Source organism: Acinetobacter sp. RRD8, from assembly GCF_031844225.1.
In the GTDB taxonomy this organism is placed as follows: domain Bacteria; phylum Pseudomonadota; class Gammaproteobacteria; order Pseudomonadales; family Moraxellaceae; genus Acinetobacter.
This window is the reverse complement of sequence record NZ_JAUZUU010000001.1, coordinates 138,773-150,717: the sequence shown is the minus strand read 5'-3', so window position 1 is coordinate 150,717 and position 11,945 is coordinate 138,773. Positions and strand designations below refer to the sequence as shown.

14 protein-coding genes and 1 tRNA gene are annotated in these 11,945 nt (G+C 42.4%); 10 read left to right on the top strand and 5 right to left on the bottom strand.

What is annotated here, in order from left to right; translation table 11 throughout:
• Positions 1–110 precede the first annotated feature (110 nt).
• The 3 genes from Q9R24_RS00735 (at position 111) to Q9R24_RS00725 (ending at position 1,674) form a co-directional block, all read left to right on the top strand.
• Positions 111–326 (top strand): hypothetical protein, encoded by a 216-nt coding sequence (locus Q9R24_RS00735; RefSeq protein WP_311203498.1) that lies wholly within the window; start codon positions 111–113, stop codon positions 324–326.
• A gap of 175 nt (positions 327–501) precedes the next feature.
• Entirely contained in the window at positions 502–957 is a 456-nt protein-coding gene (locus Q9R24_RS00730) for a GNAT family N-acetyltransferase (protein WP_311203497.1), read from the top strand.
• Positions 958–1,086: 129 nt separating this feature from the next.
• Positions 1,087–1,674, top strand: a complete 588-nt coding sequence (locus tag Q9R24_RS00725; protein ID WP_311203496.1) for a YceI family protein — start codon at positions 1,087–1,089, stop codon at positions 1,672–1,674.
• A gap of 46 nt (positions 1,675–1,720) precedes the next feature.
• Here the strand turns inward: Q9R24_RS00725 and Q9R24_RS00720 are convergent, their stop codons facing one another.
• Positions 1,721–2,437 (bottom strand): glutamine amidotransferase, encoded by a 717-nt coding sequence (locus Q9R24_RS00720; RefSeq protein WP_311203495.1) that lies wholly within the window; start codon positions 2,435–2,437, stop codon positions 1,721–1,723.
• A 239-nt stretch (positions 2,438–2,676) separates the two neighbouring features.
• Here Q9R24_RS00720 and yfcF point away from each other — a divergent pair, with 239 nt between their 5' ends.
• On the top strand, positions 2,677–3,318 hold the full coding sequence (gene yfcF / locus Q9R24_RS00715; protein ID WP_004729879.1) for a glutathione transferase: 642 nt from the start codon (positions 2,677–2,679) through the stop codon (positions 3,316–3,318).
• Between the two features lie 131 nt (positions 3,319–3,449).
• On the top strand, positions 3,450–4,391 hold the full coding sequence (locus Q9R24_RS00710) for a cation diffusion facilitator family transporter (protein WP_311203494.1): 942 nt from the start codon (positions 3,450–3,452) through the stop codon (positions 4,389–4,391).
• Positions 4,392–4,409: 18 nt separating this feature from the next.
• Here Q9R24_RS00710 and Q9R24_RS00705 read toward each other — a convergent pair whose 3' ends face one another.
• The 4 genes from Q9R24_RS00705 to cysS all read right to left on the bottom strand — a co-directional run bounded on the left by Q9R24_RS00705 (position 4,410) and on the right by cysS (position 8,033).
• Complete coding sequence (locus tag Q9R24_RS00705; protein ID WP_005107238.1) at positions 4,410–5,399, bottom strand: fatty acid desaturase family protein; 990 nt, start codon at positions 5,397–5,399, stop codon at positions 4,410–4,412.
• A gap of 94 nt (positions 5,400–5,493) precedes the next feature.
• A complete protein-coding gene (locus tag Q9R24_RS00700) occupies positions 5,494–6,282 on the bottom strand; it encodes a hypothetical protein (RefSeq protein ID WP_311203493.1) in 789 nt (262 codons plus the stop codon).
• A 191-nt stretch (positions 6,283–6,473) separates the two neighbouring features.
• Positions 6,474–6,549, bottom strand: a tRNA-Gly gene (locus tag Q9R24_RS00695).
• 62 nt (positions 6,550–6,611) lie between these two features.
• Positions 6,612–8,033: a cysteine--tRNA ligase gene (gene cysS, locus Q9R24_RS00690; protein ID WP_311203492.1), complete on the bottom strand. Its 1,422-nt coding sequence runs from the start codon at positions 8,031–8,033 to the stop codon at positions 6,612–6,614.
• Between the two features lie 433 nt (positions 8,034–8,466).
• Here cysS and Q9R24_RS00685 point away from each other — a divergent pair, with 433 nt between their 5' ends.
• Genes Q9R24_RS00685 through lptB form a run of 5 tightly spaced genes read left to right on the top strand, consistent with a single transcriptional unit; the run spans position 8,467 to position 11,928 of the window.
• Positions 8,467–9,510, top strand: a complete 1,044-nt coding sequence (locus tag Q9R24_RS00685) for a KpsF/GutQ family sugar-phosphate isomerase (RefSeq protein WP_311203491.1) — start codon at positions 8,467–8,469, stop codon at positions 9,508–9,510.
• 3 nt (positions 9,511–9,513) lie between these two features.
• Positions 9,514–10,053: an HAD family hydrolase gene (locus Q9R24_RS00680; RefSeq protein WP_004279958.1), complete on the top strand. Its 540-nt coding sequence runs from the start codon at positions 9,514–9,516 to the stop codon at positions 10,051–10,053.
• Between the two features lie 33 nt (positions 10,054–10,086).
• The gene (gene lptC, locus Q9R24_RS00675) at positions 10,087–10,635 is read left to right on the top strand and encodes an LPS export ABC transporter periplasmic protein LptC (RefSeq protein WP_311203490.1); all 549 of its coding nucleotides are present in this window, start codon (positions 10,087–10,089) and stop codon (positions 10,633–10,635) included.
• Positions 10,619–11,185: a lipopolysaccharide transport periplasmic protein LptA gene (gene lptA, locus Q9R24_RS00670; protein ID WP_004646679.1), complete on the top strand. Its 567-nt coding sequence runs from the start codon at positions 10,619–10,621 to the stop codon at positions 11,183–11,185. Before lptC ends, lptA begins: the two co-directional genes overlap by 17 nt.
• On the top strand, positions 11,185–11,928 hold the full coding sequence (gene lptB / locus Q9R24_RS00665) for an LPS export ABC transporter ATP-binding protein (RefSeq protein WP_005104345.1): 744 nt from the start codon (positions 11,185–11,187) through the stop codon (positions 11,926–11,928). The genes lptA and lptB overlap by 1 nt, the downstream gene beginning before the upstream one ends.
• Positions 11,929–11,945: the final 17 nt, after the last annotated feature.

Sequence of the window (11,945 nt, the reverse complement as noted above, 5' to 3'; positions counted from 1 at the left end):
AAGGCGCTCCAGTTTTGGGGCGTCTTTTATTTTTTCGCTTTTTAGCGTTGTTTTCATGTGGCAACTGTTAGAAGGTTCTCCCATAGTCGAAATGAAAGAGTGAGAAGAACATGAGCTTGTATGAACAAATTAACGATGAAATTACTTTAATGGATGCAGGCGAACTCAAGTGGATCGGACAGGAGTTAGCTCTTGAAGCGATGGTTGCAGTTGATTTAATGCTGCAAGAATTAGCCGAAGAAAAGGTCATTAAAGTGCGTCGTAAAAATCATGAAAAGACGACTAGCCTAAAACAGGTTGATCGTATTCTGGTTGAAAAACTTTAAACATAAAGCGTGAAAAGTCCCTGATTGGGGCTTTTTTTATGCCGGATGATTTTCATCTGACAGGTTGCTTATGAGCACCAGATGAGATAAAGCTAAGTTTAGGCCGCTATAAAAATTCAGCGACCACTATCGAAACGACTTAAATTAAAGAAATAAGCCAAAGAAGCGGTTAAACATGAATATACAGCCCCAGATCCAGATCAAATCTCTAGAGCAAATATCACAGCCGGAATGGCTATTTTTATGGCAAGACTATCAACGCTTTTATCAGACGCAAATTTCGGATGAGGTAAGTAAAAATACCTGGGATAAATTAACCAATTATGAATTAGATTCAATGTACGGTTTTGCGGCCTTGATTGATGGAAAGGTCGTAGGGATTGTGCATGTCATTGAACATAACAGTAGCTGGACAGTAAGACCATATGCTTATTTGCAGGATCTATTTACCCATCCTGACTATCGGGGAAAGGGTGTGGCGCGTAAGTTGATTCAACATGTCTATCAGGTTGCACAGCAGCGTAATTGCGACCGGGTTTACTGGCTGACTCAGGAATCAAATCATCAGGCACAAGCGTTGTATAACAAAGTCGCCAAGAAAACTGGATTCATCCAGTACCGTATGGATTAAAGCTCAAAAATTAAAAAAAATACTTACAATTTTATCGTTTCATCACTGCAACAAAACGTTTTATCTTTAGGGCTGTAAACGGTTCCAGATTCTATACACTTAATAACATCCAAAACGTGAGATAAAAACATGAATTTCAAAACATTAGCATTAGGCTTGGCGGTCGCATCTGTAGCAACAATTTCTATGGCAAAACCAGTGGCCTATACGATTGACCCGACTCATTCAGCAACTGTTTTCTCTTGGAGCCACTTTGGTTTCTCTACACCATCTGCAAACTTCAGTGACATCCAGGGTACGATTAATGTTGATAATGCAAAACCTGTGAATTCCTCGGTCAATGTGAATATCCCGGTTGCAAGCATTAATACGAATGTGAAAGCACTGGATGACCATATTAAGACAGCAGAATTTTTTGATGCTGCCAAATATCCGAATATCACTTTTAAAAGTACTAAAGTTCAGGCTCTAGGCAAAAACAAATACAAAATCACCGGTAACTTAACCGTGAAAGATGTCACTAAGCCTGTGATACTGGATGCAGTTTTAAATAAACAAGGTGTACACCCAATGACCAAATTACAAACGATTGGTTTTAATGCAACCACTTCATTTAACCGTTCAGCCTTTGGGGTAGGCGGTTATGTTCCAAATGTGGGCGATAAAATTACAGTGAACATTACTACCGAGGCTTCTGTACCTGCTCCGAAAAAGTAAAAATGACAAATAAAAAAGCACCCAGTTGGGTGCTTTTTTATTACGGTTATTTAAGTTGCAGGTTTTCTAAATAATGCATCAATACCGAACTGGCTGCCTGTTCAAGCGCGGGCGCATAGCTTTGATGATCCGCCCGCAAGGCAGGGATATTGATCTGGGCTTTGCGTAACTCACAGGTATGTCCAATCAGCCATTTCTCTAAACTTTCACTGGCCACTTCAGCATGGAATTGTAGTGCTAGAATATTCTGTCCTACCCGAAAGGCCTGATTTGGATAAAGATCAGAGCTGGCCAGTAATTCTACCTGTTCAGGTAGGTCAAAGGTATCACCATGCCAATGCAGGACGTCGATATCTTCGAGAGCTTGCAGCGGATTATTTTCAACAGAAGCAAGCTTAAGTTTAGACCAGCCGATTTCTTTGGTATGCCCGGAATAGACTTTGGCATCCAATGCAGCAGCAATTAACTGTGCACCTAAACAGATGCCTAACGTCGGTAAGTTCTTTTCCAGGCGAACTTTAAGTAAGTCTATTTCTTGCTGTAAGAAAGGATAATCCTCAGTTTCATAGACTGCAATCGGGCCACCGAGAATAACGGTTAATCCGGGATGTTCAAAAGCCTTGGTGAGATCATCAATACCAGCTTCGAAATAACGCACACGTAAGCCGAGCTGATAAAAAATATCTTCCCAAGCGCCTAAGTCTTCAAAAGCCAGATGTTGAATGGCATACACGGTATCGGGGAGGTGGGCTAAGTTCAGCATAGTTTTTTGATATCAAGAGAATGATTTAATTTAACGTGAATCAAAAGCAAAATAAAAGGCTTTATCTACCGATCCTGTGCAAAATAGAAAATAATGAACATCGCTGCACTATCGGCAACTGTATAAACATTTTTGTGTGATCGCTACATGAAGTGGGTCATTTTCCTTTTGTATAGGAAAGAGAGTAGAGTAAGACTGCCGTACTGAATAAAAACAACAAGCCTATCAGGAACAAGGATATGCAAAATATACGTTTATATGTCGATAAAAATAGAATCAGCCCTTATGCCATGTCGGTCTATGTTGCCTTAAAAGAAAAGGGTTTAGATTTTCAGGAAATCGTGATTGATTTAGATCAGCAGCAACAGAAATCTGCGGCTTATCAAGCCATTTGTCCAAGTGCTAAAGTTCCGTGTTTAATAGTAGATAACTTTAGCCTGTTTGAATCATGGGCGATCACTGAATACTTGGAAGATGCCTTTCCAGCACCTAATTATCCAGCCTTATATCCTAAGGAAATTTATGCTAGAGCTAAATGTCGGGCCATACAAGCCTTGGTCAAAACCGATTTTATGCAAATCCGCCAGCAGATGCCTTCCGATTCGGTATTTCATCTAGCAAAAATGTCTATACCTCTTACAGCTCCGATCACTGAAGAAATTCAGCGCTTGGTGAATGTGGCAGAATATATGCTGGAGGACATATGGTTGACTGAACACTGGTCAATTGCAGACTTTGATCTGGCCTTTATGTTGCATCGTTTGTTGAGCCATCAGGTGAAACTTCCTGTGAAAATAATAGAATATGTCGAGCGTAATTTTAAGCGTGCTTCGGTACAGGCCTGGCTGGCAGAACATGAAAAAGCTAAAACTTTAATCTAATGTCGACTGATAAAACAGTTCATAAAAAACCTACTTAAATAGGTAAAATTCAAGCGTAATATGAATCAGAACAAAACTTGAAAAGATGCTGAGGATACAGTCCTCGTTGAATAAGAAGGAGGGAGGGGCCGGTGGGGAATTCACATCATCATGAGCATAGTCATGTGACCGTGACTGCAAAAAATGCCAAAAAATTATCAATAGCGCTGGGATTAACCACCACTTTTTTAATTGTGGAAGTGATTGCTGGTTTTCTAACTCAAAGTTTGGCCTTACTTTCTGATGCTGCGCATATGTTTACCGATGCTGCTGCACTGGCTATCGCTTTAGTCGCTATCAAAATTGGACAAAAACCGGCAGACAATAAACGGACATTTGGTTATCAGCGCTTTGAGATTTTGGCTGCTTTGTTTAACGCCTTAATGCTGTTTGTGGTTGCGATTTATATTTTGTTTGAAGCTTATCAGCGTTTGAGTCATCCGCCGGAAATCCAGAGTTTGGGCATGATGATCGTAGCCATCTTGGGGCTGATCATTAATCTGATTTCCATGAAAATTCTGGTGTCTAGCAGTCAGGAAAGTCTCAATGTCAAAGGCGCTTATCTGGAAGTGCTGAGTGATGCACTGGGGTCTGTAGGCGTGATTATTGGAGCGCTAGTGATTTATTTCACCGGCTGGATGTGGATAGATACACTCATTGCAGTATTAATCGGATTTTGGGTATTGCCAAGAACCTGGGTTTTGCTGAAACAGAGCATCAATATTCTGCTTGAAGGTGTGCCCGAGGAAATTGATATTGAAAAATTACATCACGATCTTTTGGCGCTTGATGGGGTCCAAGATATTCATCAGCTCAAGGTCTGGGCGATTACGTCCAAAAAAGTCATGCTGACTGTGCATCTGGTTGCACCGAATGTGGATTATCAGAAACTGCGTCATCAGGCCTTTGAGATGCTCCACCATGAGCATCATATTACCGAGATGACCTTGCAGATCGAAGCGGAAGATTGTCCGCCGGAACATCGGGGACAATCCTCACATCCGCATTCACATGCCGAAAACCATCAGCATTGAAATTGAATAATCTAAGCATCAGGAAAATTGATTATTTTTTAAAAGTGAGCGAATCACATCCAGATAACTTGGCGGAGCATCGACATACTGACGCTCTCTTAACATCTGGTGCATTTTTGCCAGCTTTTGATGCGGAACAGAGGCCATTAAATGATGTTCAATATGATAGTTCACATGAATTGGTGCAACAAAAGCACGTGCCAGCCAGCCTGCACGGGTCGTTCGAGTATTGCTCAGGGCAGAATGACTGGTTTCTAGGCCCGCATGCTCAGCCATGGCGCGGATGCGGATGAACAAGGGGAATGGAGTGATATAGGCAAGAGGCCATAATAAATATAGTTTAGGATGTCCGCTGGCCCACAGTGCAGAAAAAATTGCTGCATTTGAGATGAGCATACCGGAACTATTTTTCAGCAAGTTTTTCGCTAACTCTAGATTGCTGCGATCACCACGCGGAATTGGCTTGGGGTCGTTGGAAACACTCCATTCCAATAATTCCAGATCCATTAATACTCGACCTGCAAGGAACTTAAGTCCAGATTGCCCATTCAGATCACGAAAGAATTTCCTGAATAGTGAGCTTTGAGTAATGGGAAAATTTTTTACCAACCCCAAGTCAGGATCATCTGGCTGCGAGGTTTTAGCATGATGTTTCAGATGATAGGGACGATACTTGCCGACATCATTCCAGATCGGGCGTGCACAGAGCCAGTCAGTCAAATGAGTGTTCAACCATTTGGTTTTAAAAAGACTATGGTGCGAGGCATCATGCATCAAAATAGCCATGGCAAGCTGGCGTCCAGCAAGAATGGCCAATGCCAGCGCGCACATCAGGACTTTCCCCCACGTAGGTAAATATTCCCAGCTATAGGCTACCGTGCCAAAGGTCATGACAATTACGGTCCATGTCGAACCTACTGCCCAGGCACCGTGCAAGTCTGAGGTCGTGGTGAGTTCTTTAATTTCATCACGACTAAAAAGTTCTGTGACACTGACCTTGCTGTTCATTCTTCTGCCTATATTTAGTTCTTATTGCTGTATTCAATATATTTGGATGAAATATTACAGTCAATTTATTTTTGTGTATAAAAATAGAAATAAATTAGACCCCTTGGTCTTTAAAATAATGTTGCCATAAAAGTTGACCCTGTTTTTCTATTTTGCGGACTGCGAGCTCAAATTGTTGTCGGGCATCGGTGTCTATCCATTCTGCAGGAAGCAAAGGATCAGCACGTAAACTAAACAGGGCAGATTTACCTAGATAAAAGGCACTTTTTGCAGCATCTCCTAAAGTCAGATTTTGGTAATTCTCAAACCAGTCATTGATATCATGCTGTACTGCATGATAGGTCTGATGTAGCGCTTCGATATCCCATAAATCACGAACTTCGGTTTCACTTTCCAGTTGACTGATTTGGAAAAAACGTGCGTCAGGATCTAATCCAAACTGGATTACAGCTGTTTTTAATGGACTTAGGTTTAGTGTTAAATTATCGGGACGAATAAAAACATTTTGCTCTAGTTCCTGAAAACCATAATAACGTAGCGCTTTTTCTCTTTTAGATAAGGCAGTACGGTCTACACGTCCCAAAGTGCCGGTATAGACCAATACATATTTTCCGTTCCATGTGGTCGCCGTTTGCATATCAGGGTGTTTGTTTAAGCTGATAAAAGAAGTATCGAATTTTTTCTCTAGCAATTGATATACGCCGCGCTCTACAGCTTGAATCACATTTTCCTGATTTAATCGGGCCACAGCGACACGGATACCATTGTCAGATATACCCAATAATTCAGCAGCAGTTAATATCCGCTTAATAGACAGGGTGGAGTTTTTAGAGGCATATAAAAGATCTAGAATTAGATGACGAGCATTTAATTTATAAGTCATGAAACGATATCGTTATGAAAGGGATTGAAAGTTTTAAAGTTTATCCACAATAGCACTTTGTCATAAATAACCCAAAAAAATTGTCAGGGTAAAAGAGGATGAATAAGTGATTTGAGATATGCATTTTATTAATAAATTTTTTTCAAACACAATAAAAAACCCTTATCTTTCGATAAGGGTTTTTCGTATTCTGGAGCGGGAAAGGAGACTCGAACTCCCGACCCCAACCTTGGCAAGGTTATGCTCTACCAACTGAGCTATTCCCGCAATGAGGTGAATTATAGAGAATTCCACAGCAGTGTCAACTCTCTATAAATCTGTTTGATTAATTAATCAGCACGACGCCAAACTGTACCTTGACGGGTATCCTCAAGTACCACGCCTTGATCAAGTAAAGATTGACGAATCTCATCCGCACGTGCGAACTCTTTGGCTTTCTTGGCATCCTGACGCTGTTGAATCAAATCTTCAATTTGTTCAGGTGACAATCCTAGAGCTTCTTGACCAATGTCAGATTTGAGGAACTCATCTACATTTTGCTGTACCAGACCGAGAATGTTGGTCAGATGGCGTAAAGTTGCGTAGTAGATTGCTGCCTGTTCCGCATTTTCTTCTTTCACGGCACGATTTAGCTCTTTATTGATTTCGAACAATACCGCAATCGCTTCAGGCGTATTGAAATCATCACGCATAGCGGTATTAAAACGTTCAACTAAAGCCTCATCCAGAGTTTCAACTAGATGATCACCATAAATCGCCTGATAGGTTTTAAATGAGTGGTAGAAACGAGATAAGGTATTTTTCGCTTCTTTTAAGGCAACATCCGAGTAATTCACCGGGCTACGATAGTGTGAAGATACAATAAAATAACGTACCACTTCCGGATGGAATTTTTCAATCACGTCGCGAATGGTGAAGAAATTGCCTAAAGACTTCGACATTTTCTCGCCATCGACATTGATGAATCCGGCATGCATCCAGTAATTAACATACTGTTCGCCAGTAGATGCTTCAGATTGTGCAATTTCATTTTCATGGTGCGGGAAAGTCAGATCAGCACCACCGCCATGAATATCGAAATGATTGCCTAGGCAGCAGGTCGACATTGCTGAACATTCGATGTGCCAGCCTGGACGGCCATTGCCCCAAGGAGATGCCCATGACGGTTCATTTTCCTTGGCATGTTTCCACAGTACAAAGTCAAACGGGTGTTTCTTTTCGACTTCAACATCGACACGTTCAGACGCGCCGGCTTGCATATCTTCTAATTTACGGCCAGACAGACGACCATATTTGGCAAACTTCTCGACCTCAAAGTAGACATCGCCATTATTGGATGGATAAGCCGTACCTTTGTCGACCAGGTTGCCGATCATATCTTGCATTTGATCGATGTAATCTGTCGCTTTAGGTGCAACATCAGGTGCAAGGCAGCCCAGTTTGGCAAAGTCTTCATTCATCGCATCAATAAAGCGACCTGTTAATTCTGAGATACTTTCGCCATTTTCATTGGCACGTTTAATAATTTTATCGTCAATATCCGTAATATTACGCACATATTTGACCTTCCAGCCTTGGCTACGCAGGAAACGGATAATATAGTCAAATGCAACCACTGTACGTGCATGTCCAATATGACAGTAGTCATAAACCGTCATACCACAGACATACAGATCAATTTGACCTTCAACACGAGGTAAGAATTCTACTTTTTTGCGTTGCTCTGAGTTATATAGAACAAATGGTTGCATAGCTGTTCAAAAGACTTCAAATAAAAGGATGAATCATCTTAACCTAAGCATAATTATTCATAAAGATAAAAGCGTAAAAAGCCTCAGTTATTTAGGGTAGTTAGGTGATGAGAGTGATTTATAAAAAAGAGGTTTAGGAAGTGAAATGGGGGGATATTAGGTTCACATTTTTAGAGATAATGTCTGCCAGTGTGCTTAAGTTGTATTTGGATGAGTAAGATTTTATTTGAACCCAACCTATTTCGAATAGTGTAATTATATTTCTATAAAAATAAAAACAAGCGCATTTAACCAATTTAAAAATGGAGCGAATGTAGAGATGGAGATACCAGATTGTGCAAGTTGAATACAATCTGAATATATTAAAAATCCGTCGAATCTTCTACATTTAGAAAGCTTACAATTGCATAGCTATGCTAAAATTGCGAAAATTATGCCCATCAAACCAGAGTTTTTCTCTGTCCTTAGCGTAGGTAAACAGGCTTTGAATCCACAAAAAACAGCGAATCAACTAGATTTCCAGAAAGTCGCACTTGAAACACTGCGTATCGAAGAGCATGCATTACAGATTTTAGCCACGCAGATCGATGAGCGTTTTAGTCAGGCATGTGAAATTATCCTGCAGTGCAAAGGTCGTCTGGTGATTACTGGGATGGGAAAATCCGGACATATTGGCCGTAAAATGGCGGCGACTTTTGCCTCTACAGGTACGCCTTCATTCTTTATGCATCCAGGCGAAGCAGGGCATGGTGATCTCGGCATGCTGGTGCCGGGAGATGTGCTGATTGCCATTTCCAACTCGGGCAAGAGTGATGAAATCATGATGCTGATGCCTTTGATCAAGCGTCTGGAAATTCCTTTAATTACCATCAGCGGTGATGCCAAAGGTCCAATGCCACAAAATGCCGATGTAGCGTTAACTTTAGGCAATCTACAGGAAGCCTGTCCGCTCGGTCTGGCTCCGACTTCGAGTACAACCGCAACTTTAGCGCTAGGTGATGCTCTGGCTGTAGCGCTGCTGGATGCACGTGGTTTTACCGCTGATGATTTTGCCTTGTCACATCCTGCAGGTGCGCTGGGTAAGCGTCTGTTATTGCACGTGAAGCATCTGATGCGTACTGGCGCAGATTTACCTAAAGTCTCGCCAGATACCGCCATGAATAAAGTATTGTACGAAATTTCCAACAAGCGCTTGGGCTTAACCACAGTCGTCGATGAAAATGATGTGTTGCTGGGGATTTTTACCGATGGTGACTTGCGTCGCTTGATTGATAAGCAGCAAGGTTTTGATGTCAATCTGGCTATTCAGGACGTGATGACCAAAAATCCGTTGACCATTTCTCAGGAAGCACGTGCAGTGGTCGCACTGGAACGTATGAATGAACATAAAATTAATCAATTTGTAGTTGTTGATGATGCCAATAAAGTCATTGGCGTGATTAGTATGCATGACCTGATTCAGGCTGGGGTAAATTAATAAATGGCATCTTATGTATTATTAGAACAGGCACGTCATATTGCAGCACTGGTGCTTGATGTAGATGGTATTTTAAGTGATGGCTTTGTAACGCTGACCAATACTGGCGATGAGATCAAATCCTTTGACATTCGTGATGGTCTGGGCATGAAACTGGTTCAGCAGGCGGGAATCAAGGTGATTATTATCACCGGACGTAAAAGCAATATCGTAGAAAAGCGTATGTCGGATCTGGGTGTTGATTTGGTCTATCAGGGGCGTGAAGATAAAGGTACAGCACTTCGTGAAGCCTGTGCGCAGCTTAATATTGATCCTGAAGATTGCCTGTACATGGGCGATGACTGGCCTGATCTGTCTGCTTTTGCCATTGCCGGCATGAAAGTGACCGTGCCTAATGGTCATGTCGAAGTTCGTCGCCGTGCCGATCTGGTGACTCAGGCGCAGGGTGGACGTGGTGCGGTGCGTGAAATCTGCGATATGTTGTTAATGTCCAAAGGCATGTACCAAGAGTTACTTGAAAAATATACTCGTGCGCCTTATTAATAAGTCATATCTTTTGGATTAAGTACACCGCTTATGGATACTAAAGTTTTATATATTACGGCTGTGATTATTGCCGCAATAAGTGGTGGTTATTACTATTACAGCGGCAAGGGCAACAAGCTGCAGGCAGACTCTGCGCGCAGCATGACCTATTCCGCTCAAAATATTAACTTAACCCAGACGGATGAAGCAGGCCAGGTGTCGGTTCGTGCCCAAGTGGACCAACTCGAGCAGAACCTGCAGCTAGAAACCTCAAAGCTGGAAAATCTGCGAGCATCGACCTATGACAATGGTAAAGTCGATGCGACTTTCTTTGCCAAAATGGCGCATGGTTATGATGACAATACAAAAGTTGTACTCTCTCAAGAAGTGCTCGCCACCAAAATCATGCAAAATGGAAAAATGCAGTTTCGTACTGAAGAACTGACTGCTTTTCCGAAAACACGTGAAATTGAAACAGACAAGACAGTGATTGTGGAATCTCCACAGGCTGAATTCGTCAGCCAGGGTCTTAAAGCCAATCTTAATGATGGTCAATACGAATTCTTTAATATTCGAGGAAAGTATGAACCAAACTCCTAAAGCCAAAATGATGCACACTTTCCTGAAGCGTATGACGCTGGCGACTGTGGTTGGACTCGGTTCAATCGCTGCTTTTGCACTGCCATCTGACCGTAACCAGCCAATCACTTTGCTGGCTGACCGGGCGACTTTCAATGAGCGGACGGGTGTGACGACGTATTCGGGCAACGTTATCATTGAACAGGGCACCATGAAGCTGCAAGCCAATTCGATTGTGGCCAATCTGAACAATAAGCGTCAGATCAGCCTGATTACAGCGACAGGCAGCCCGGCACAGTTCCAGCAAAAAGTGGATCCGGCCAAAGGTCTTGCCAAAGGTCAGGCGCAGAAAATTGTCTACAATGCTGAAACCGGGATTATTACCTTGTCAGGTAATGCCTTCCTGCAACAGGACGGTGCTAGTATTCGTGGTGCGACTTTAAAATACAGCATGAACAAAGGCGATATCGAAGCTACCGGAACACCAAACAAAACCGGTTCATCGTCTGGCCGTGTACAAATCGTGATTCCACCCTCTAGTTCAACATCCTTCCCGGGAGCGCGTGATTAATGGAGCAATCGCAGCAGGTTCAAACCTTAACCATTAAGCATCTGGCGAAAAACTATAATAAACGCTGGGTAGTGAAAGATGTGTCGTTCAGCATGGAAAGTGGCCAGATTGTTGGGTTGCTGGGACCAAATGGCGCCGGTAAAACCACCAGTTTCTATATGGTGGTCGGTCTGGTGCGGATGGATAAGGGGGAAATCTATCTCGATGATCTAGATCTTTCCGACCTCGCAATGCATGAACGGGCACGTAAGGGAATTGGTTATTTGCCGCAGGAAGCTTCGATTTTCCGAAAACTGACAATTTCCGAAAATATTATGGCGATTCTGGAAACCCGTAAAGATATGACCAAGGCACAACGTCAGCAACGTCTGGCGGAGCTACTGGCAGACTTTAAAATCACCCATATCAAAGATTCCTTGGGTATGAGTGTATCCGGTGGGGAGCGACGTCGTGCCGAGATTGCGCGTGCACTCGCGGCTGATCCAAAATTTATGCTACTCGATGAACCTTTTGCCGGTGTCGATCCGATTTCGGTCGGAGATATTAAGGATATTATTACGACCTTGAAAGATCGCGGAATTGGGGTACTGATTACCGATCATAACGTGCGTGAAACGCTGGCGATTTGTGAGCATGCCTATATTGTCAGTGAAGGCGCATTGCTTGCTGAAGGCACACCAGAAGAAATTCTGGCAAATGAGACTGTGAGAAAAGTTTATCTGGGTGATGATTTCACTGTTTAAATAATCCTGCTTTATAT